The 22,005-nt window shown below is 42.0% G+C and carries 18 protein-coding genes and 1 tRNA gene; 18 read left to right on the top strand and 1 reads right to left on the bottom strand.

What is annotated here, in order from left to right; translation table 11 throughout:
* Positions 1-69: 69 nt before the first annotated feature.
* The 4 genes from QQK00_RS20310 to QQK00_RS20325 are packed head-to-tail and all read left to right on the top strand — an operon-like array spanning position 70 to position 2,792.
* Complete coding sequence (locus QQK00_RS20310; RefSeq protein WP_284219538.1) at positions 70-1,143, top strand: cupin-like domain-containing protein; 1,074 nt, start codon at positions 70-72, stop codon at positions 1,141-1,143.
* Positions 1,144-1,201: 58 nt separating this feature from the next.
* On the top strand, positions 1,202-1,498 hold the full coding sequence (locus tag QQK00_RS20315; protein WP_284219539.1) for an antibiotic biosynthesis monooxygenase: 297 nt from the start codon (positions 1,202-1,204) through the stop codon (positions 1,496-1,498).
* A 31-nt stretch (positions 1,499-1,529) separates the two neighbouring features.
* Positions 1,530-2,081 (top strand): pesticin C-terminus-like muramidase, encoded by a 552-nt coding sequence (locus QQK00_RS20320; RefSeq protein ID WP_284219540.1) that lies wholly within the window; start codon positions 1,530-1,532, stop codon positions 2,079-2,081.
* Positions 2,082-2,111: 30 nt separating this feature from the next.
* Entirely contained in the window at positions 2,112-2,792 is a 681-nt protein-coding gene (locus QQK00_RS20325; protein ID WP_284219541.1) for a hypothetical protein, read from the top strand.
* Between the two features lie 33 nt (positions 2,793-2,825).
* Here the strand turns inward: QQK00_RS20325 and QQK00_RS20330 are convergent, their stop codons facing one another.
* Positions 2,826-3,500: a nitroreductase family protein gene (locus tag QQK00_RS20330; protein WP_284219542.1), complete on the bottom strand. Its 675-nt coding sequence runs from the start codon at positions 3,498-3,500 to the stop codon at positions 2,826-2,828.
* A gap of 210 nt (positions 3,501-3,710) precedes the next feature.
* Between QQK00_RS20330 and QQK00_RS20335 the strand changes: the two genes are divergently transcribed.
* The 14 genes from QQK00_RS20335 to QQK00_RS20400 form a co-directional block, all read left to right on the top strand.
* Positions 3,711-3,787: transfer RNA gene (locus tag QQK00_RS20335), tRNA-Trp, on the top strand.
* Between the two features lie 72 nt (positions 3,788-3,859).
* A complete protein-coding gene (gene secE, locus QQK00_RS20340) occupies positions 3,860-4,237 on the top strand; it encodes a preprotein translocase subunit SecE (RefSeq protein ID WP_284219543.1) in 378 nt (125 codons plus the stop codon).
* Between the two features lie 6 nt (positions 4,238-4,243).
* Positions 4,244-4,780 carry a transcription termination/antitermination protein NusG gene (nusG, locus tag QQK00_RS20345; protein WP_284219544.1) on the top strand — a complete coding sequence of 179 codons (537 nt, stop codon included), beginning with the start codon at positions 4,244-4,246 and terminating at the stop codon, positions 4,778-4,780.
* A 415-nt stretch (positions 4,781-5,195) separates the two neighbouring features.
* The gene (locus tag QQK00_RS20350) at positions 5,196-6,728 is read left to right on the top strand and encodes a sensor domain-containing diguanylate cyclase (protein WP_284219545.1); all 1,533 of its coding nucleotides are present in this window, start codon (positions 5,196-5,198) and stop codon (positions 6,726-6,728) included.
* 142 nt (positions 6,729-6,870) lie between these two features.
* On the top strand, positions 6,871-7,299 hold the full coding sequence (gene rplK, locus QQK00_RS20355) for a 50S ribosomal protein L11 (protein ID WP_284219546.1): 429 nt from the start codon (positions 6,871-6,873) through the stop codon (positions 7,297-7,299).
* A 4-nt stretch (positions 7,300-7,303) separates the two neighbouring features.
* Positions 7,304-8,002 (top strand): 50S ribosomal protein L1, encoded by a 699-nt coding sequence (gene rplA, locus QQK00_RS20360; RefSeq protein WP_284219547.1) that lies wholly within the window; start codon positions 7,304-7,306, stop codon positions 8,000-8,002.
* Positions 8,003-8,272: 270 nt separating this feature from the next.
* The gene (gene rplJ / locus QQK00_RS20365) at positions 8,273-8,791 is read left to right on the top strand and encodes a 50S ribosomal protein L10 (RefSeq protein ID WP_284219548.1); all 519 of its coding nucleotides are present in this window, start codon (positions 8,273-8,275) and stop codon (positions 8,789-8,791) included.
* Between the two features lie 57 nt (positions 8,792-8,848).
* The gene (gene rplL / locus QQK00_RS20370; protein ID WP_284219549.1) at positions 8,849-9,223 is read left to right on the top strand and encodes a 50S ribosomal protein L7/L12; all 375 of its coding nucleotides are present in this window, start codon (positions 8,849-8,851) and stop codon (positions 9,221-9,223) included.
* Between the two features lie 277 nt (positions 9,224-9,500).
* Positions 9,501-13,529 (top strand): DNA-directed RNA polymerase subunit beta, encoded by a 4,029-nt coding sequence (gene rpoB / locus QQK00_RS20375; protein WP_284219550.1) that lies wholly within the window; start codon positions 9,501-9,503, stop codon positions 13,527-13,529.
* 91 nt (positions 13,530-13,620) lie between these two features.
* Positions 13,621-17,823 carry a DNA-directed RNA polymerase subunit beta' gene (gene rpoC / locus QQK00_RS20380; RefSeq protein ID WP_284219551.1) on the top strand — a complete coding sequence of 1,401 codons (4,203 nt, stop codon included), beginning with the start codon at positions 13,621-13,623 and terminating at the stop codon, positions 17,821-17,823.
* A gap of 331 nt (positions 17,824-18,154) precedes the next feature.
* On the top strand, positions 18,155-18,529 hold the full coding sequence (gene rpsL / locus QQK00_RS20385) for a 30S ribosomal protein S12 (protein ID WP_284219552.1): 375 nt from the start codon (positions 18,155-18,157) through the stop codon (positions 18,527-18,529).
* A gap of 73 nt (positions 18,530-18,602) precedes the next feature.
* Positions 18,603-19,073: a 30S ribosomal protein S7 gene (gene rpsG, locus QQK00_RS20390; protein ID WP_284219553.1), complete on the top strand. Its 471-nt coding sequence runs from the start codon at positions 18,603-18,605 to the stop codon at positions 19,071-19,073.
* Positions 19,074-19,232: 159 nt separating this feature from the next.
* Positions 19,233-21,335: an elongation factor G gene (gene fusA / locus QQK00_RS20395; protein WP_284219554.1), complete on the top strand. Its 2,103-nt coding sequence runs from the start codon at positions 19,233-19,235 to the stop codon at positions 21,333-21,335.
* Positions 21,336-21,399: 64 nt separating this feature from the next.
* A partial coding sequence (locus tag QQK00_RS20400) for a GTP-binding protein (protein WP_284215747.1) occupies positions 21,400-22,005 on the top strand: 606 nt, incomplete at its 3' end.

The following is a 22,005-nucleotide window of genomic DNA, read 5'->3' on the forward strand; positions in this document are numbered from 1 at the left end:
TAATTTATAGAATATTACTATTTCGGTGGTACTATAAAAATAAGCAAAATAGACTTATCACAAATGAGCATGCAGCCAAAGATAAAGAAGCGCGTCGATGAGTATCCTAACGTAAGTACTCGCGAGTTTTTTGAAGAAATTGTGCCAATGAATAAGCCCGTTATTCTCAAAGGCTTAGTGAATGATTGGCCAGTGTTAAAAAAAGCGAAAGAGTCTTCCGCTAGTTTGCACGAATATCTGACGGCCAAATCAATAAATACTACGCACACCGTAAGAACGTTTGAGGCGCCAAAGTCAATTAATGGTCGCTACTTTTATAACGAAGGTACAGATAAGTATAATTTTAAGGAAAAAGACCAATCGTTTGCACAAGCGATTAAAACTATCTTTGAACTTACACAGACGCAAAATCAAGAATTATCAGTCTATACCGGAAGTATTGGCATATTTCCTCATGTACAAGGTTTTATCGAAGAAAATCCACATCCTTTTCAGCTCAACTCAAAGATAGAACCTCGTTTTTGGTTAGGCAATTCTTCTACTGTTTCGACGCACTATGATGAATTTGATAACATCGCCTGTCTGGTTTCTGGCAAACGTACTTTTACGTTGTTTCCGACTGAGCAAGTGAAAAATCTTTACCCCGGGCCTATTGATAAGTCACCTGCAGGCGCGCCAATGAGTATGGTCGATATAGACAACCCTAATTTTGACAAACATCCTCGATATAAAGACGCGCTTGAGCATGCACTGGTCGCAGAGTTAGCACCTGGTGATGGGTTTTACAATCCGCCACTGTGGTGGCACAACGTGCGGTCTGAAGGCGATTACTGTATGTTGGTGAATTATTTCTGGCTTAACGATAACCGCAAATTAGAAAGCCCAATTAACACTTTATTGCATGGTTTATATACGCTTTCTCATTTGTCTGAGGCTGAGAGAAAAAACTGGAAATACCTAATTGATTATTTTGTATTTAAGGCAGAAGGCGAACCTCTTGCACATTTGAATGAAGCAGAACGTGGCATATTTAGAAAAATCGACCCTCAACATGCCTACGATATTCGTGATTACATGCTAAGAAACATGGGCGTCGATCTAGGTAAGATGCCAAAGGGGCAATATTCTGATAAATTTAAGTAGCGTAAATTAATATGTGAAAGCTAAGCTTAATTAAACTTAGCAATTATGGGGGTACACAATGAGTTTTGTTGCAATTTCTCGTGTTAAATTTCCTAGTGAGCTTAAGGCGCGTATTCATGCGTTCGGTTTATCGATGATCCCATTAGCGCAACGCCACCCAGGCTTCGTATCTATTTCATTTCATGAATCCTTAGAATCAAATGAGACTATGATGTATTGGGAATGGGAATCTCAGTCACATCACGAAGCGTGCATGCAAAGTAAGGATTGGATGATTTTAATGGAGCAATCAGGGCGTTTGTTTGCGACTGAAGGCGTTGAATTTATGGTTGATACTTATAGTAAATTGTCCTGATGATTAAAGACAACCGGGCAAGGAGAAGCAAATGAGTGCATACAAGGTAACGATTGATTACGGTTTTATCGCTGAACTAGAAGGCGGTAATATTTTATCTGGATACGTGCCAGACCCAGAAAATAGTCAAAGTGGGGTAACCGTCGGGGTAGGTTTTGATCTTGGCGCCAGAAACGAGCATGATTTGTTGATGTTGGCGCTTAGTCCAGACTTTATTCAACGTCTTTCGCCTTATCTGGGCTTAAAGGGAAAAGAAGCCGAGGCGTATTTGGCTGCGAAGCCTTTGACAATAACAGAGGCCCAAGCGAACGCGCTTAACTCTGGTGCCAAGAATAAGATGATTTCAACACTTGTCGAAAGATTTTCTGAGGATAGTTCGACAGCATTCCATGAAATTCCGGCAAAGTGGCAAACCGTTATTGCATCTGTTGAATTTCAATATGGAAGTGTTCAAACGCGCTGCCCGACGTTTTGGCGTTGTGTGACAAGCTTAGATTGGTCTGCTGCAATACGTGAGTTACGTAATTTCGGTGATAGGTACCCGTCACGTCGGCATAAAGAAGCGGACTATGCGCTTGCATAACAAAAGTATAAGCGTCTAAAGACGTCAATTGTGCTTATACTAAGGTACGGTGCCGTCAGTGTTGTGGCTCTTTTCTTTGTTACAATGAGTATTGGTGCTTGTTCTAATTCGTCAACTGACTACACAGAAAAGCCTTTGCTCGCCAAACAACAGGTAGATAGCACTTTACTGCCTGAGCTAATGTTAGAAAACGGTGAAATAGTGACTGATTGCGCTAGTTATACGGCTAGTCGAGAACACTTACGTATATCAGAACGTTACCGAGACCAGCAAACCGCTAAGTACTACCTACAATGCTCTCGATATCTTGTGTCTGATTCTGTGTTTGAAGTCGCCGCGAGTGTGCTGAGAACTGCGCTATTGCACTTAACACCGTATCATTTTCCTCTCTCTTTTAACCCGCAATTTGGCGCAGCTCCTAACCTAAATGATGTGGGTTTTGTCCACTTGAATGATACTACGCTAGTGTTTGAGGATGAGTTTACACATATAACCATCAAGTACAAAGGTATCGTAAGCATGCTGGAAGTGAAGCAATTAACGCTAAATGATACACCCTCTACTCATTTACTATGGATTGAAGAGAAGGCAAAAACCGGAAACTACGTGGCTTATTACCCTGCTTTGATCACGCTACTTAATGGTAATTCCGCAAGCAAACAAGCGCAAGGTAAACCCGCAGTTTCATCTGTATACAAATCCGGTTATTAGTGCATGTGGCTCTTTTGATACTGCTTTTAAAGTTTACAAAAAGCTTGAAATTTCTTCCAAACGTTTTTTCTTTAGCGCATGTAAAGGAATTGTCGCGTCGCTGGCTGGATACCCCGTAACGAGGAGCATATATGGGCGTTCGTCATCAGGGCGGCGGCAAATTTTAGATAAAAAGCTCATTGGTTTGGGAGTGTGAGTCAGTGTTGCTAGTCCCGCATTATGTAGAGCCGTTATTAGAAATCCAGTCGCGATGCCAACGGATTCATGTATATAGTAGTTTTGTTGTTTATCTGTGGCCTCAACGCCACCTTTTTTTTGGCTAAAAATGGCAATTAGCCACGGTGCAGTTTCCAAATATGGCTTCTGTGCATCTGTTCCTAGCGGTTTTAAGGCATTTAGCCACTGGTCCCCTGCAGAGCCCCCGTAAAATCGACGTTCGTGCTGTTCGGCTTGCTCTCTCACCTGACGTTTTATTTCCGGAGAGCTAATGGCTGCAAAATGCCATGGTTGATGATTTGCACCATTTGGCGCAGTGCCAGCACTTTTAATGCAGGTTTCAATGATGTTTTGTGGTACAACTCTTTCGCTGAATTGACGGATACTGTGCCGTCGCTTTATTTGTTGATACCAATCTTGTGCGCGTTTGGACATTTCTTCAGGAGGATATTCAATAAAATCATCCAGTGGTTTGCAATTGTGAGCCTGCATTACGCGATCCTTTTTTGATTTTACTCTAAAAGAAAAATGTGTATTTAGCTACTATTTACGACTGAAGTAAAAGATTATTCTTTTATTAAATTACTTGTATCAACTGTCATCTTAAGTATAATACGCCTCCCTCCCTTATGACGCTGAAGTTCCCCAAAAACAGACAAACTCACAAGGGTAGTGTAACTATAAGATTTTTATCAGCATTTTAGGGGTGTAGTTCGAATTGGTAGAACAGCGGTCTCCAAAACCGATGGTTGGGGGTTCGAGTCCCTCCACCCCTGCCAGCTGATATCATATTTTGTCAATATGGAATATTGATATGTCGCGTTAAGCGTTGTATCACAAAGGTAACACGAATGAGTGATAAGGCAGAAAGTCAATCCAATCCGTTGGATACAGTTAAGTGGTTGTTGGTCGTCGCATTAGTTGGCGGGCTTGTTTATTTCAATAGCGCATACAGTGAATTATCGGTGCTATATCGCGCCATTGCGGCAGTAGTTGTCATCGCCGCTTCTTTAGGTATTGCAGCAACGACAATCAAAGGCGCTACTTTTTTTGCATTTGCTAAAGATGCAAAAATCGAAGTACGTAAAGTCGTTTGGCCTGAGCGTAGTGAAGTTAATCGTTTAACGGGTATTATTTTGCTTGCTACAGCGCTGGTTGGTGTATTACTTTACTTCATCGATATGCTTATTGTTTGGGCTGTTGCACTTATTACTGGTATCGGAGCTTAATTCACAATGTCAGATAAAAAATGGTACGTGGTACAGGCATTTTCTCAGTACGAAGGGCGTGTTAAGAAAACACTAGAAGAGTACATAAAAATGCATAGCATGGAAGACTACTTCGGTGAAATTTTGGTACCAACCGAAGAAGTAGTTGAGATGAGAGCTGGTCAAAAGCGTAAATCTGAACGTAAGTTTTTTCCGGGTTATGTACTTGTGGAAATGGAAATGAACGAAGATTCTTGGCATTTAGTAAAAAGTATTCCAAGAGTACTTGGGTTTATCGGCGGTACATCAGACAGACCAATGCCTATCTCTAAGCGTGAAGCCGATGCTATTCTAAATAGACTTGAAGAATCAGTAGATAAGCCTAAGCCTAAGACGTTGTTTGAACCGGGTGAAGTGGTTCGGGTGAATGACGGTCCATTTGCTGACTTCAATGGTGTTGTTGAAGAAGTCGATTATGAGAAAAGTCGCTTGAAAGTCTCCGTACTTATTTTTGGGCGTTCAACGCCGGTTGAGTTAGAGTTCAGTCAAGTAGAGAAAGGGTAAACTTTCTCAAAATTTACTTTAGTAAACGTGTAAAAAACATTGAAAACCGCTTCATTACTTGAGCGGTTTTTTTTATTTTCACTAATCCATTCTCAAAATATCTTGCAAATACCGCCTTCTGTCCTAAGTTAAATTAAAGCGTATGTATTTTTGAACCGATAGAAATATACATTTGTATATAAATTAATATTTTAACTAAACTTTAGTTGTAATATGTTAGTCGGAACCATGTTTGAAAATCATATCACTAACTTTTCACGACACGCTTTATTTACTAGTTGCGAAAGGTAGCGCGTTGCATATTAGTGCTATTTTAATGTTTAAAATAAGCAAATGCTATTTATGAGCAAAACTGTTTATTCACAATGGCTGTTTAATGCATAGTTGGAGAAATAAAATATACCTTAGAGTCGCAATGATAATTGCGACTTCAAGTATTCTGCTGGCTTTAGTGAGCGCCCTCGGCGTATATTTTTATAAAGAACATCAACAAACAGAGGTTAATCGAAACTTAGTCGAACAGCTAGGATTGGGGGCTCAAAGAACGGCCGCTATATCTGCTTATTTGAATGATGACGTGCTTGCCACTGAAATAATTAATGGACTAGAGCAGAATGATCTCGTTGCTGGTGCTATTATCGAGAATAGCGACGGTTTAAATGTATCTATTGGGAACAACCAAAATCGTAAGGCTATTTCAATTCTCTTGGAAGATCCGTTTACGAAAGGAGAGGTGGTTGGCAATTTCCGTATATACCCTGACAATGACTTTATTCGAGACAGCGTTACCCGAATTGCACTAGAAAATGCCGTTGTTTTCCTTGTGATAAGTCTTCTAATCAGCCTTATTGTTGGTTGGGTTGTCCAGCAACAGTTAACGACGCCTATTAGTCGTTTGACGAGAGCGTTTGAGAAGCAAAAACACTATTCACCAGAAGCCGTCGAGCCAATTGAAATTGGCTATACAAAAAAGGATGAGTTTGGTCTTCTTATCGACGGAATTAATGATCTTACCGAAGAGTTAAAAGAACAGTTTTCGCGAGAGCAGCAGCTTAGAGTGCATCACGAAAGCCTCCAGAAACATTTTAAGCTTATTTTCGAACAAGCAAGAGCTGGCATCGGTATTATTGATGCTAAGAATCAATTAGTAACTAAGAACCCTGCGTTTAATCACCTATGCCCAGCCCTAATTGAGTCAACAGATTTTATCGCTGCGTTTAATCAGAAAGAGCAACTCAAAACGCATTTTCAACGTTTAAGGTTGGTTAACTCAAGCGACCAAATTGCGGTGGATATAAGTTTTACCGATGCAGGTAAAGAGCGAGTCCTCCATTGTTTGTTTGCTCGAATATCCAGTAAACATGCTAGTTTAGGATCATATGATGATGCCTTGATTGAAGTAATTGCATATGATGTTACCGAACGGATTTTTCGGGAGAAAAGAACTAAGTTCGAAGCCGATCATGACGCGTTAACAGGGATGTTCAATCGAAGAGCTGGCACAAGAGAACTAAAGAAATTGATGCATGGTCAAGATGGTGACGCAGTGTTAATGATGATTGATTTAGATAAATTTAAACCGGTAAACGACCAGTACGGGCATGATGCAGGCGACGTCGTACTTAGGCAAGTTAGCAAGGCCATTAAACGTGTGTTCTTAGATATTGAATCTGTGTCTTGTCGCTGGGGAGGCGACGAGTTTTTAGTAGCAATAAAGCAGCCTTGTAGCGATAACGCCAAATTACAAAAGCTTTGTGAATCATTAGTGAATAGTATTAGTCAACCGATTGAAATTGAAGAAAATATAGAGGTGATAATAAGTGCCAGTATTGGCAGCGCGCGTGCTAAAAGCGTTGATGATGACTTAGATGAGCTTATTGCAATCGCAGATGCAAATATGTATCAAGTCAAAAAGTCTGGTCAAAGCCGAATAATGATTGACAATTAAGCGTATATACCGCGAATTATCTCTTGCATCTAATCTTTTAAAAGCCTATAATTTGCGCCCTTTTTTATGCAAGGGAAGCCGTTAGAGTAAGTATTCTCTGTACTTACAAGGCGTTATACCCATTAAATAGAGAGACAATATCATGGCGAAAAAAGTCACTGGCTTAATTAAGCTACAAGTAGGCGCGGGTGCTGCGAACCCAAGTCCACCAGTTGGTCCTGCTTTAGGTCAACATGGTGTAAATATTATGGAATTCTGTAAGGCATTTAATGCGAAAACAGAATCTCTAGAAAAAGGCGCTCCGGTTCCTGTTGTTATTACAGTATACGAAGACCGTTCTTTTACTTTTGAAACAAAAACTCCTCCAGCATCTTTCTTGCTTAAGAAAGCGGCAGGCATTAAGAGTGGTTCTGGTCGTCCTAACACTGAAAAAGTGGGCACGGTTAAACGCGCGCAATTAGAAGAGATTGCAAAGGCGAAAGAACCTGATCTAACAGCAGCTGACCTTGATGCAGCAGTAAGAACTATTGCTGGTTCTGCTCGCAGCATGGGCTTGGTAGTAGAGGACTAATAGAATGGCAAAATTATCTAAGCGTTTACGCGCAATTCGTGAAAAAGTAGATCCGGTTCAAGAGTATCAGTTCGATGAAGCTGTTGCTTTATTGAAAGAATTCGCCACTGTTAAGTTTGCAGAAAGCGTGGATGTAGCCATTAATTTGGGCATTGATGCACGTAAATCTGATCAAAATGTTCGTGGTGCAACTGTACTACCTAACGGTACAGGAAAAGACGTGCGTGTTGCAGTTTTCACTCAAGGTGCTAATGCAGATGCTGCTAAAGAAGCGGGTGCAGACATCGTCGGCATGGACGATTTAGCTGAGCAAGTGAAAAAAGGCGAAATGAATTTCGACGTCGTTGTTGCTAGCCCAGACGCAATGCGTGTTGTTGGTCAACTAGGTCAAATTTTAGGACCAAGAGGATTAATGCCAAATCCTAAAACTGGTACTGTGACGCCAGATGTAGCGACAGCGGTTAAAAACGCTAAAGCAGGCCAGGTAAGATACCGTAACGATAAAAATGGTATTATTCATGCGAGTATCGGTAAGATCGCATTTGAATCTGACCAAATAAAACAAAACCTTGAAGCGCTATTAGAAGCACTTAAGAAAGCTAAGCCTTCTTCAGCGAAAGGTACATATATTAAGAAAATTAGCTTAAGCACTACAATGGGTGCTGGCGTCGTGATTGACCAAGGGTCTGTCGAGAGCGTATAAGCTAACTCTGAAAAGGTTGTGGGTTGGAGTCTATGCGAAGTATGCATCGACTCCCGTCCAAGACCGCAGGTGTAAGTCAGTTAGAGCGGTCAGAGAACTCTAACGTTAATGACAAACTTAATTTTCCTGCGCAGACGGTGGTTTCAACTCAGACTCTCTGGGAAATGAACACCGTAGAGCGGTATCAGAAGTATCTGATATCAATCTGTAGACACTGAAATGAAATCTACAATATGTAGCAGGATTTTCAGAATTTAAGAGGTGAACTCAGTGGCATTAGGTTTAGCAGCAAAAAAAGAGATCGTAGCAGAAGTTTCTGACGTTGCGTCTCGCGCTCTATCCGTTGCCGTCGCTGAATACCGTGGTATGGAAGTAGGTGAGTTAACCGAACTTCGTGTTAAAGCCCGTGAGCAAGGTGTGTACTTGAAAGTAGTACGTAACACCTTAGCAAAACGCGCTTTATCTGAAAGTAAGTTTGCTGACCTCGATAGTGCTTTAACCGGTCCTCTAATTTATGGCTTTTCTATTGATGCACCTGGCGGTGCTGCGCGTCTTTTCAAAGACTTCGCGAAAGGCAATGATAAATTAAAGGTAACTGCGTTATCAATTGGTAGTGGTTTACTCGGTCCAGAAAAATTGGACGCGGTAGCTTCTTTACCAACAAGAGACGAAGCATTGGCGAAACTACTTGCTACCTTCAAAGCACCAGTGGGCAAATTCGTTCAAACAATCAACGAAGTGCCTTCGAAATTTGTGCGTGTATTGGCAGCGATCAAAGACGAAAAGTAATTTTTTGTCTTGGCAATTTATTTAAATTTTTAACATTTTACCCAGGAGTTTAGAGAAATGGCTCTAACTAAAGAAGATATTTTAAACGCGATCGCAGAAATGCCTGTGATGGAACTTGTAGAACTTATTGAAGCAGCTGAAGAAAAATTTGGTGTTGAAGCATCTGCAGCAGTAGCAGTAGCCGCAGCACCAGGTGCAGCAGCTGAAGCAGCTGCAGAACAAACTGAGTTTGACGTAGTTCTTACTTCATTCGGTGGCAACAAAGTTGCAGTAATTAAAGCTGTTCGCGGCGCTACAGGTCTTGGCTTGAAAGAAGCTAAAGAAGTTGTAGAATCTGCACCTAAAGCTATCAAAGAAGGCGTAGCTAAAGACGAAGCAGAAGAACTTAAGAAGCAGCTTGAAGAAGCTGGTGCTGAAGTTGAAATTAAGTAATTAGTTGCTACTAGTTACTAGCCTGTATTAGGCTAAGGCTGATGGTTTTTAAACCATCAGCCTTTTTGCGCTATATCTATTACAAAATTTTTGCCCTTTATTTGAATAGATATGTTTGCGCGGGGTAAGCGTTAAGTTTTTGAATTCATTACAGCAATATCAGCTGGAATAGTTTATGCTTAAGGTTAAACCCTAAAAAATAAAAGGGTACAGGAAGTTTGTTACGCATTGCAGTTGTGTAGCAGGTTGGGTCAAAAATCGGTCGGCTGAGGAACCCATGGTTTACTCTTATAGTGAAAAAAAACGTATCCGTAAGGATTTTGGCAAGCGCCCACAGGTACTGGAAATTCCATACCTCCTATCAATTCAACTAGATTCTTTCAAAAAATTTATTGATCAAGATCCAGAAGGCCAGTACGGCTTAGAATCAGCGTTCAGGTCAGTATTTCCAATAAAGAGTTATTCTGGTAATTCTGAACTTCAATATGTGTCTTATCGTTTAGGTGAGCCAGCATTTGATGTTAAAGAATGTCAGATTCGTGGTGTTACTTACTCAGCACCGCTTCGCGTTAAGTTACGTTTAGTACTTTTCGATAAAGAAGCAGCGCCAGGCACGGTAAAAGACATTAAAGAGCAAGAAGTCTATATGGGTGAAATCCCACTAATGACTGACAACGGTACATTCGTAATCAATGGTACTGAACGTGTAATAGTTTCTCAGCTTCATCGCTCTCCAGGTGTGTTCTTTGATCATGACAAAGGTAAAACGCATAGTTCTGGTAAAGTGCTCTACAATGCTCGTGTAATACCATATCGTGGTTCTTGGTTAGACTTCGAATTCGATCCTAAAGATAACTTATTTGTACGGATAGATCGCCGCAGAAAATTGCCTGCGACCATCATTTTGCGCGCATTAGAAATTGGTACTGAAGAAATCTTAGATTTGTTCTTTGACAAAATTTCTGTTCGTATTGACGGTGACAAATTCCTCATGGATGTTATTGCTGACCGTTTACGTGGTGAGACTGCACAATTTGACATCCTAGACGCCGACGGCAAAGTACTTGTTGAAGAAGGCCGACGTATTTCAGCTCGCCATACGAGAGCACTTGCAAAAGCAAATATTACTGAACTACCTGTTCCAGCTGAGTATTTGGTTGGTAAGGTACTTGCGAGTAACTATGTCAATGAAGACACAGGCGAAATCATTGCAAGCGCAAATGATGAGTTAACACTTGAGTCTTTAGAAGCACTCAAAACGGCTGGTATTAAGGAGTTCAATACACTTTACATCAATGAACTCGATCACGGTTCATATATTTCAGATACCATCCGTGTAGACCCAAGTAGTAATCGTTTAGAAGCACTTGTTGAAATATACAGAATGATGCGTCCAGGCGAGCCTCCAACGAAAGATGCAGCAGAAAATTTATTTGATAACTTATTCTTCTCTGAAGAGCGTTATGACCTGTCTGCAGTTGGTCGAATGAAATTTAACCGTCGTTTAGGGCGTGACGAATCGACGGGTGCCGGTACGTTAGACAAAAGCGATATTGTTTCGGTCATGCAGCAACTCATTACCATCCGTGATGGTAAGGACGAAGTTGATGATATTGACCACTTAGGTAATCGCCGTATCCGTAGCGTTGGTGAAATGGCTGAAAACCAATTTAGAGTTGGTTTAGTGCGTGTTGAACGTGCTGTTAAAGAACGTCTAAGTCTTGGTGACTTAGATAATATTATGCCTCAGGACCTTATTAACGCTAAGCCTATCTCTGCTGCTGTTAAAGAGTTTTTTGGTTCGAGTCAGTTATCTCAGTTTATGGATCAAAACAACCCATTATCTGAAGTTACTCATAAACGCCGTATTTCAGCTTTAGGTCCAGGTGGTTTAACCCGTGAAAGAGCTGGTTTTGAAGTACGAGACGTACACCCGACTCACTACGGTCGCGTTTGTCCAATCGAAACACCTGAAGGACCAAACATTGGTCTAATTAACTCCTTAGCGAGCTTTGCTAGAACTAACGACTTTGGTTTCTTAGAAACACCTTATCGTAAGATTGTAGATGGCATAGTAACTGACGATATTGAATATTTGTCTGCTATTGAAGAAGGTCAATATGCGATTGCTCAAGCAAACGTCATATTAGATAACAACAATGCCCTTGTTGACGACTTGATACCTTGTCGTATGCGAGGAGAAACGACATTAGTACAACGTGATGACATTACCTATATGGATGTTTCGTCACAGCAAATCGTGTCTATTGCAGCAAGTATTATCCCATTCTTAGAGCACGATGATGCTAACCGCGCATTGATGGGATCAAACATGCAACGTCAAGCAGTACCTACACTAAGAGCTGATAAGCCTTTAGTTGGTACAGGTATGGAGAAAACTGTTGCGGTTGATTCTGGTGTTACCGTTGTAGCTAAACGTGGTGGTACTGTTGACTATGTGGATGCGAGTCGTATTGTTGTTAAAGTAAATGAGAGCGAAATGGTGCCGGGTGAAGCTGGTATCGATATATACAATTTAACAAAGTATACGCGTTCAAACCAAAATACCTGCATTAACCAGCGGCCTACATGTAATGTTGGTGAGCCAGTTGTTACTGGTGATGTGCTTGCTGATGGGCCGTCGACTGACCTTGGTGAATTGGCACTTGGCCAGAACATGCGTATCGCGTTCATGCCTTGGAATGGGTATAACTTTGAGGATTCAATCCTTATCTCTGAGCGCGTGGCGCAAGAAGACCGTTTCACTACTATTCATATCCAAGAGCTAAGCTGTATCGCCCGTGACACTAAACTAGGGCCGGAAGAAATCAGTGCTGATATTCCTAATGTTGGTGAGTCAGCATTAGGTAAACTTGATGAATCTGGTGTTGTGTTTATTGGTGCAGAGGTTAAGGGTGGCGATATACTCGTAGGTAAAGTGACGCCAAAAGGTGAAACTCAGCTTACACCAGAAGAAAAACTATTAAGAGCAATATTTGGTGAAAAAGCATCTGACGTAAAAGATACGTCACTGCGCGTACCAAACAGTGTTTCTGGTACGGTTATCGATGTTCAAGTATTTACTCGCGACGGTGTTGAGAAAGACCAACGTGCGCTTGAAATCGAAGAAATGCAGCTTCGTCAGGTGAAGAAAGATCTGGGTGATGAGTTTAGTATTTTAGCCGACGGCATATTTGCCCGCGCAAGACGTCAGTTAGTTAACGCTGGCATCACAGAAGAAAAACTAGATAGTACACCGCGTGAAAAGTGGTTTGATATCATCCTTAAAGATGAAGACGCACAAGCTGAGCTTGACCAAGCTGCTGAACAATATTCTGAAGTGAAGAATGACTTTGATAAGAAGTTTGAAATTAAGCGTCGTAAGATCACGCAAGGCGATGACTTAGCGCCAGGCGTACTTAAGATTGTTAAAGTTTATCTAGCGGTTAAGCGTAGCATTCAGCCAGGTGACAAAATGGCTGGTCGTCACGGTAACAAAGGTGTTATTTCAACCATTCAGCCTGTTGAAGATATGCCGCATGATGCCAACGGAACGCCTGTAGACATCGTACTAAACCCATTGGGTGTACCGTCGCGTATGAACATCGGTCAGATTCTTGAGACACACATGGGCATGGCTGCTCATGGTTTAGGTGTTAAAATTGACCAAATGATCAAAGAAGCGCAAGAAGTTGCAAAAGTGCGTGAGTTCTTGAAGAAAGTTTACGAGCTTGGCGAGTCTCGTCAAGAGGTAGATATAGAAAGCTTCAGTGATGATGAAATCATGCGTTTAGCCGGTAATCTGCGAGGTGGTGTACCAATAGCATCTCCTGTATTTGACGGTGCGCGTGAGTCAGAAATTAAAGACATGTTGAAACTTGCTGACATTCCAGAATCAGGTCAAATTACCTTATTCGATGGTCGCACAGGTAGAGAGTTTGAGCGTCCAGTAACTGTAGGTTACATGTACATGCTTAAACTTAATCACTTGGTTGATGACAAAATGCATGCGCGTTCAACAGGTTCATATAGCCTTGTTACTCAACAACCGCTTGGTGGTAAAGCTCAGTTTGGTGGTCAGCGCTTCGGAGAAATGGAAGTATGGGCGCTTGAAGCATATGGTGCCGCTTATACGCTCCAAGAAATGCTTACTGTTAAGTCTGATGATGTTAATGGCCGTACGAAGATGTATAAGAACATCGTCGATGGCGACCATAGAATGGAGCCTGGCATGCCAGAATCATTCAACGTACTGTTGAAAGAGATCCGTTCTTTGGGTATCAACATTGAGCTTGAAGAGAACTAAGCTGGCAATTGCGCTAAAATAACAAGTTGGCCCGATTTTCATAACAATTTGAAATATCGGGTCGGATTCAAGACTCCGCTGGGAGAAAAGTGTGAAAGACTTATTAAAGTTTATTAAACAGCAAAATAAGACCGAAGAATTTGATAACATAAAAATTGGTCTTGCGTCACCTGACATGATCCGTTCATGGTCATTCGGTGAGGTCAAAAAGCCTGAAACTATTAATTACCGTACATTCAAACCTGAACGTGATGGTTTGTTTTGTGCACGTATTTTTGGCCCTGTTAAAGACTACGAATGTTTATGTGGTAAATACAAACGTTTAAAACATCGTGGTGTTATATGTGAAAAGTGTGGCGTAGAAGTTACGCTTACTAAAGTTCGCCGTGAACGTATGGGACACATTGAACTTGCTAGTCCTGTGGCACATATATGGTTCTTAAAATCTTTACCGTCTCGTATCGGCTTGATGTTGGATATGACATTACGTGATATTGAGCGTGTTCTTTACTTTGAAAGTTATGTTGTTACTGAACCTGGAATGACAGATTTAGTTCAAGGGCAACTGCTAAACGAAGAAGAGTACCTTGATTCTTTAGAAGAGCATGGTGATGATTTCGACGCTAAAATGGGTGCTGAAGCAGTATTCGAACTGCTTAAAGACTTAGACGTTGATTCTGACGTTTCTGTTATGCGTGAAGAGTTACCAAGCGTTACTTCTGAAACTAAGCGTAAGAAAATCACTAAGCGTTTAAAATTATTAGAATCTTTCCAACAATCAGGCAATAAGCCTGAGTGGATGATTTTGACAGTTTTACCGGTATTGCCGCCTGAACTACGCCCTCTAGTTCCTCTAGATGGTGGACGTTTCGCGACCTCTGATTTGAACGATTTATATCGTCGCGTTATTAACCGTAACAATAGATTGAAGCGTTTACTTGACCTTGCGGCACCAGATATTATCGTACGTAACGAAAAGCGTATGCTACAAGAAGCGGTTGACGCGTTGCTTGATAACGGTCGTCGAGGTCGTGCTATTACAGGGTCTAACAAGCGTCCGCTTAAGTCGCTTGCTGACATGATTAAAGGTAAGCAAGGTCGTTTCCGCCAAAACTTATTAGGGAAACGTGTTGATTACTCTGGTCGTTCTGTAATTACGGTTGGTCCAACACTTAAATTGCATCAATGCGGTCTTCCTAAGAAGATGGCACTTGAGCTATTCAAACCATTTATTTATGGAAAGTTAGAAGGCAGAGGTCTCGCAACAACCATCAAAGCGGCTAAGAAATTGGTTGAGCGTGAAGCACCTGAAGTTTGGGATGTATTAGACGAAGTTATTCGTGAACACCCTGTGTTACTTAACCGTGCGCCAACCCTTCACAGACTTGGTATTCAAGCATTTGAACCAACCTTGATTGAAGGTAAGGCTATTCAGTTACACCCATTGGTTTGTGCGGCATATAATGCCGACTTCGATGGTGATCAAATGGCGGTTCACGTGCCGTTAACAATCGAAGCTCAGTTAGAAGCTCGTGCGTTAATGATGTCCACAAATAACATTCTTTCACCTGCCAATGGTGAGCCAATCATCGTACCTTCACAGGACGTTGTATTAGGTCTTTACTATTTAACGCGCGATCGCGTAAATGGTAAGGGTGAAGGTATGGTGTTCTCTAATCCAAATGAAGCAGAAAAAGCCTATCGTACTGAACGTGCAGAACTTCATGCACGTGTAAAAGTGCGCTTAACGCAATATGAAATAAATGAAGCGGGCGAAAAAATTGCTAAGACTTCATTAGTAGATACGACTGTTGGTCGTGCTATTTTCTCATTGGTTTTACCCAAAGGCTTGCCTTTTGAATTGATTAATCAACCAATGGGCAAAAAGCAAATTTCTCGATTGTTGAATGCTTGCTATCGTACGCTCGGATTGAAAGACACCGTTATTGCGGCTGACCAAATCATGTACACGGGTTTCCATTACGCAATGATTGCGGGCGCATCTGTTGGTATCGACGACATGGTAATTCCTGCGGCTAAGAAAGAAATTATTGATGCTGCAGAAGCTGAAGTAGTCGAAATCCAAGAGCAGTTCCAATCAGGTCTTGTCACTGCAGGTGAGCGTTACAACAAAGTTATCGATATTTGGTCTACGGCCAACGATAACGTCGCAAAAGCGATGATGGATAATCTTAAAACTGAAGCGGTGACTAATAGAGACGGAGAACAAGAGGAACAACAAAGCTTTAACTCTGTTTATATGATGGCCGATTCCGGTGCTCGTGGTAGCCCAGCTCAGATTCGTCAGTTAGCGGGTATGCGTGGTTTGATGGCTAAACCAGATGGTTCAATCATTGAAACACCAATTACCGCAAACTTCCGTGAAGGTCTAAACGTACTACAGTACTTTATTTCTACTCACGGTGCGCGTAAAGGCCTAGCTGATACCGCGTTGAAAACGGCTAACTCTGGTTACTTGACGCGCCGTCTAGTAGACGTCGCGCAAGACTTGGTTATTAATAATGTAGATTGTGGCACCTTTGAAGGTGTTGACATGACGCCACTTATTGAAGGTGGTGACGTTGTTGAACCATTGAGAGAGCGTGTACTAGGACGTACTGTTTGTGAAGACGTACTTAAGCCTGGTACAAATGAAGTGCTTGTTGAGCGTAATGTAATGCTTGACGAAAAACTTGTAGATATGCTTGAAGAAAATAGCGTAGATAAAGTTAAAGTACGTTCTGTTATTACTTGTGATAATGACCATGGTGTGTGTGCTAATTGTTATGGCCGTGACTTAGCCCGCGGGCATATGGTTGGTTCTGGTGAAGCTGTGGGTGTAATTGCCGCGCAGTCCATCGGTGAACCAGGTACACAGCTTACTATGCGTACATTCCACATCGGTGGTGCTGCATCAAGAGCGTCAGCTGAAAACAGTGTACAAGTCAAAACTACTGGTACCTTGAAGTTACACAACGAGAAGTTTGTACGTAACTCTGATAAAAAGGTCGTTATCGTTTCTCGTTCTACCGAACTGACGGTAATTGATGATCAGGGTCGCGAGAAAGAGCGTTATAAGGTTCCTTATGGTGCGATCTTAACGGTTGACAATGGTGCTAGCATAAATGCTGGTGATGTTGTCGCAAACTGGGACCCACATAGTCACCCAATCGTGACTGAGCGTGCGTCTAAGATTACATTTGCTGATATCGATGACTCTAATACTGAAACTCAGCAAGATGAGTTGACTGGATTAACACGTATTGTCGTTAAAGACTTAAGTAAGTCGAACGTAAAAGAACCGAAGCTAATCCTAGAAAGTGAAAACGGTACGCTTCAAGAAATTCGTTTACCAGCGTTTACAACGATTGAAGCGACCGATGGCGTTGTCGCTAACGAAGGTGACGTACTAGCTCGTATACCGCAAGAAAGTTCGAAAACGCGTGATATTACTGGTGGTCTACCACGTGTTGCTGACTTGTTCGAAGCGCGTAAACCTAAAGAGCCTGCTATCTTGGCAGAAATCTCGGGTACCATTGGTTTCGGTAAAGAAACAAAAGGTAAGCGTCGCTTAACGATTACACCTAAAGATGAAAGTTCTGCAAGACACGTTAGCCTGAATGCTAATGGTCAATACGAAGAGATGATTCCTAAATGGCGTCAACTCAACGTGTTTGAAGGTGAAAACGTAGAAATGGGTGAAGTTATATCAGATGGCCCTGAGTCTCCACATGATATTCTTCGTCTACGAGGCGTGAGTGCTGTAGCAAACTACATCGTAAATGAAGTGCAAGAAGTATATCGTTTACAGGGTGTAAAAATTAACGATAAACATATAGAAGTTGTTATCCGTCAAATGTTACGTAAGTGCGTTATCTTAAATGCTGGCGACACTATGTTCCTTGAAGGTGAGCAAGTTGAAGTGTCTAACGTTAAGATTGCAAATCGTGAATTTGAGAAGCAAGGTAAGATACCTGCAACATACGAAATTCAATTACTTGGTATTACTAAGGCATCATTGTCTACCGAGTCGTTTATTTCGGCAGCATCTTTCCAAGAGACAACACGTGTACTTACTGAAGCTGCTGTTCAAGGCAAAGAAGATGATTTACGTGGACTTAAAGAAAACGTTATCGTTGGCCGCTTGATTCCAGCAGGTACGGGGTTCTCTTACCACCAAAAACGGTCGGAGAGAAAACTTGCCGCGTTACAGGAAGAACTCTCTGTCTCAGCTGAAGAAGCACAAGCACAGTTAGCTGAAGCATTAAATGCTGATAGCGACGCTAGCGAATAAGATGTCAAAATTCGCATAGGCCTTTTCTTACTGAAGTCGAGTAATTAAAGGTCTAGCTTGACATTAACATCGTTGATCTATACCATTCCGCGACCCAATTTGGGATATCCCAAAAGTCGCGGTTTTTTGTTTCTGGCGAGTGTGAAAAATACTCACACATTGTTTGCAATATGAACAGCATCAGCGGGAATTATTAGCCTTAGGCTAACTGTTTGAAAAAGCAGCATTTTTAGTCAATATTTTTGATATAAAGTGAAACAATCGAGCACTCTTTGTAGCCCTAACTTGTGTCGCTACATTGAGATATTTAGTTTTAATCAGGAGCTAGTTAATGGCAACAGTTAACCAGTTAGTGCGTAAGCCACGTAAAAAGCCGGTCGAGAAATCGAACGTTGCTGCTTTACAGGCATGCCCACAACGTCGTGGTGTATGTACTCGCGTATATACAACTACGCCTAAAAAGCCGAACTCTGCATTACGTAAAGTATGTCGTGTTCGTCTAACAAACGGTTTTGAAGTGTCTTCATACATTGGTGGTGAAGGTCACAACTTACAAGAGCACAGTGTGGTACTTATCCGCGGTGGCCGTGTAAAAGATTTACCAGGTGTTCGTTATCACACAGTCCGCGGAACATTAGATTGCGCCGGCGTTAACGATCGTAAACAAGCCCGTTCTAAGTACGGCGCGAAAAGGCCTAAGTCTTAACGGTTCTCCGTTAGTAAGGCCAAACTATTTAATTTGAGTTTTGGGTTATACCTGAATTCCACGGAGAATTAAGATGCCAAGAAGAAGAGTCGTAGGTCAACGTAAAATCCTACCAGATCCTAAGTTCGGATCAGAGTTGCTTGCAAAATTTATGAATGTCGTAATGCTCGACGGCAAAAAGTCTACTGCCGAAAAGATCGTTTACGGTGCCCTTGATATTGTTGCTGAAAAATCTAGCAAATCACACTTAGATGTATTTGAAGATGCTCTAGAGAACATCCGCCCAACGGTAGAGGTTAAATCTCGTCGTGTTGGTGGTTCTACGTACCAAGTACCAGTAGAAGTTCGTCCAGTTCGTCGTAATGCATTAGGTATGCGTTGGTTAGTAGAAGCGGCACGTAAGCGTGGTGAAAAATCCATGGCACAAAGACTTGCAGCAGAAATGCTGGATGCGCAAGACAACAAAGGTAGTGCGGTTAAGAAACGTGAAGACGTTCACCGCATGGCAGAAGCTAACAAAGCATTTGCTCATTACCGTTGGTAATCTGACGCTTAGTCATAAAAATGTAACAGTCTGTCTTTATAAGACAGGCTGTTTTCTTGATTAAGGGATACACGTTTTTAGAGCTTATACCCCTTAATTTAGATATTAAGTATTTTTGATAACGACACTACAGAAAAAATAATAAGGTAAACAAAGTTAATGCCGCGTAAAACTCCCATTCAACGCTACCGTAATATAGGTATTGTCGCTCACGTAGACGCTGGTAAAACTACCACTACTGAACGCGTACTTTTTTATACCGGTATTTCCCATAAAATTGGTGAAGTGCATGATGGCGCTGCAACAATGGATTGGATGGAACAAGAACAGGAACGTGGCATCACTATTACCTCTGCTGCGACAACATGTTTCTGGTCGGGTATGCAGCAACAGTATGAACAACATCGTATAAACATTATCGACACGCCTGGACACGTAGACTTTACGATTGAGGTAGAGCGTTCGTTACGCGTACTAGATGGCGCTGTTGTCGTGTTTTGCGGATCTTCTGGCGTAGAACCTCAATCTGAAACAGTTTGGCGCCAAGCCGATAAATACGAAGTCCCGCGTATGGTATTCGTGAATAAGATGGATAGAGCTGGCGCAGATTTTGAGCGTGTCGTTGAGCAAATAAGAAAGCGCCTTGGCGCTAATTGCGTGCCTATTCAAGTTAACGTGGGCGCAGAAGAAAACTTCACTGGTGTCATCGACCTTATAAAGATGAAATATATCAATTGGAATGAAGCCGACAAAGGCACTACATTTGTGTATGAAGATATTCCTGAGCATTGCCTTGAGAGAGCAGAGTTATATCGTACTGAAATGATAGAGGCTGCGGCAGAAGCTAATGACGAGTTGATGGATAAATACCTGGGTGGCGATGAGTTAAGCGAAGAGGAAATCAAACAAGGCTTACGGATTCGCACCTTGAACAATGAAATTGTGTTAGCGACATGTGGCTCTGCATTCAAAAACAAAGGCGTTCAGGCGGTACTTGATGCTGTGGTTGAATATTTACCTTCGCCGACAGAAGTAAAAGCCATTACCGGCATATTGGATGACGCACAAGAAACAGAAGCACAACGCCATTCAGATGACAACGAACCTTTTTCAGCCTTAGCATTTAAAATTGCTACTGACCCATTTGTAGGTACCTTGACATTTTTCAGAGTGTATTCGGGTGTAATAAAAACTGGCGATGCCGTATTTAACCCTATAAAAGGTAAAAAAGAACGTATTGGACGTTTAGTGCAGATGCACGCAAATGATCGTGAAGAACTAAAAGAAGTGCGTGCTGGCGATATCGCTGCGGCGATTGGCCTTAAAGATGTTACTACGGGTGAAACCTTATGTGATCCGGCGAGTATCATCACTCTTGAAAAGATGGATTTCCCTAACCCTGTTATATCTATTGCAGTCGAACCAAAATCGCAAGCTGATCAGGAAAAAATGGGTATAGCACTAGCTAAGTTAGCTGCTGAAGATCCGTCCTTTAAAGTCCATACAGATGATGAAACAGCCCAGACGATTATTTCTGGTATGGGTGAGTTACATTTAGATATTATCGTTGACCGAATGAAACGTGAGTTTAGCGTGTCATGTAACGTTGGTAATCCTCAAGTTGCCTATCGCGAAACTATTCGTAAGCGCGTTGAGGTAGAAGGAAAGTTTGTGCGTCAATCTGGTGGTCGAGGTCAATTTGGTCACGTTTGGTTGCGTATGGAACCACTTGAAGAAGGTGAAGGTTTTCAGTTTGAAAATCAGATTGTTGGTGGCGTTGTGCCCAAGGAGTTTATCCCAGCAGTCGAAAAAGGGTGTGAAGAGCAAATGCAGAATGGTGTACTTGCTGGTTACCCGATGTTAGATGTAAAAGTCACCTTATATGATGGTTCTTATCATGATGTTGACTCTTCGGAAATGGCGTTTAAAATTGCTGCTTCCATGGGGTTCAAAAACGGAGCGGCGGAAGCCAATCCTGTGTTACTTGAACCAACAATGAAGGTTGAAGTAACCACTCCCGAAGACTGGATGGGTGACGTTGTCGGTGACCTAAATCGTCGTCGAGGGATGATAGAAGGTATGGAAGATGGTGTAGCAGGCATTAAGATTGTGCGTGCTAAAGTGCCACTTTCAGAGATGTTTGGATATGCCACCGCTTTACGTTCTGCAACGCAAGGTCGGGCGTCATACTCAATGGAATTTTTTAATTACGCAGAAGCACCCAATAATGTCGCTAGCGCCATTATTGATTCGCGAGTGTAACTATTTATTTTGATTCGGTCCGGTCTAATGTTGGAACGGGCGTTAAACTTAGGAAATAAAGGCAATGGCAAAAGAAAAGTTTGAACGTACGAAACCGCACGTAAACGTTGGTACAATTGGCCACGTTGACCACGGTAAAACGACGTTAACAGCAGCAATCACTACTGTTCTAGCAAAGACTTACGGTGGTGCTGCACAAGCATTCGACCAAATCGATAACGCACCAGAAGAGCGCGAGCGTGGTATCACTATCGCAACGTCTCACGTTGAGTATGACACGCCAGAGCGTCACTATGCTCACGTTGACTGCCCAGGACACGCCGATTATGTTAAAAACATGATCACAGGTGCTGCTCAAATGGACGGCGGTATCTTAGTAGTAGCAGCGACTGATGGCCCAATGCCACAGACACGTGAGCACATCTTGTTAGGTCGTCAGGTTGGTATTCCATACATGATCGTATTCATGAACAAATGTGACATGGTTGACGATGAAGAGCTACTAGAACTAGTAGAAATGGAAGTACGTGAGCTACTAACAGAATATGAATTCCCAGGTGATGATTTACCGGTAATTCAAGGTTCAGCGCTAAAAGCGTTGGAAGGTGACGCTGAGTGGGAAAAGAAAATTGTAGAGCTAGGTGAAGCCCTAGATTCATACATCCCAACA

Source organism: Agaribacter marinus, assembly GCF_030160655.1.
GTDB lineage: Bacteria > Pseudomonadota > Gammaproteobacteria > Enterobacterales > Alteromonadaceae > Glaciecola > Glaciecola marina.

Bases quoted from the DNA above. Each gene is read 5' to 3' on its own strand.
- QQK00_RS20310 (WP_284219538.1), top strand. From the start codon at position 70: ATGCAGCCAAAGATAAAGAAGCGCGTCGATGAGTATCCTAACGTAAGT.
- QQK00_RS20315 (WP_284219539.1), top strand. From the start codon at position 1,202: ATGAGTTTTGTTGCAATTTCTCGTGTTAAATTTCCTAGTGAGCTTAAG.
- QQK00_RS20320 (WP_284219540.1), top strand. From the start codon at position 1,530: ATGAGTGCATACAAGGTAACGATTGATTACGGTTTTATCGCTGAACTA.
- QQK00_RS20330 (WP_284219542.1), bottom strand. From the start codon at position 3,500: ATGCAGGCTCACAATTGCAAACCACTGGATGATTTTATTGAATATCCT.
- secE (WP_284219543.1), top strand. From the start codon at position 3,860: ATGAGTGATAAGGCAGAAAGTCAATCCAATCCGTTGGATACAGTTAAG.
- nusG (WP_284219544.1), top strand. From the start codon at position 4,244: ATGTCAGATAAAAAATGGTACGTGGTACAGGCATTTTCTCAGTACGAA.
- QQK00_RS20350 (WP_284219545.1), top strand. From the start codon at position 5,196: ATGATAATTGCGACTTCAAGTATTCTGCTGGCTTTAGTGAGCGCCCTC.
- rplK (WP_284219546.1), top strand. From the start codon at position 6,871: ATGGCGAAAAAAGTCACTGGCTTAATTAAGCTACAAGTAGGCGCGGGT.
- rplA (WP_284219547.1), top strand. From the start codon at position 7,304: ATGGCAAAATTATCTAAGCGTTTACGCGCAATTCGTGAAAAAGTAGAT.
- rplL (WP_284219549.1), top strand. From the start codon at position 8,849: ATGGCTCTAACTAAAGAAGATATTTTAAACGCGATCGCAGAAATGCCT.
- rpoB (WP_284219550.1), top strand. From the start codon at position 9,501: ATGGTTTACTCTTATAGTGAAAAAAAACGTATCCGTAAGGATTTTGGC.
- rpsL (WP_284219552.1), top strand. From the start codon at position 18,155: ATGGCAACAGTTAACCAGTTAGTGCGTAAGCCACGTAAAAAGCCGGTC.
- rpsG (WP_284219553.1), top strand. From the start codon at position 18,603: ATGCCAAGAAGAAGAGTCGTAGGTCAACGTAAAATCCTACCAGATCCT.
- fusA (WP_284219554.1), top strand. From the start codon at position 19,233: ATGCCGCGTAAAACTCCCATTCAACGCTACCGTAATATAGGTATTGTC.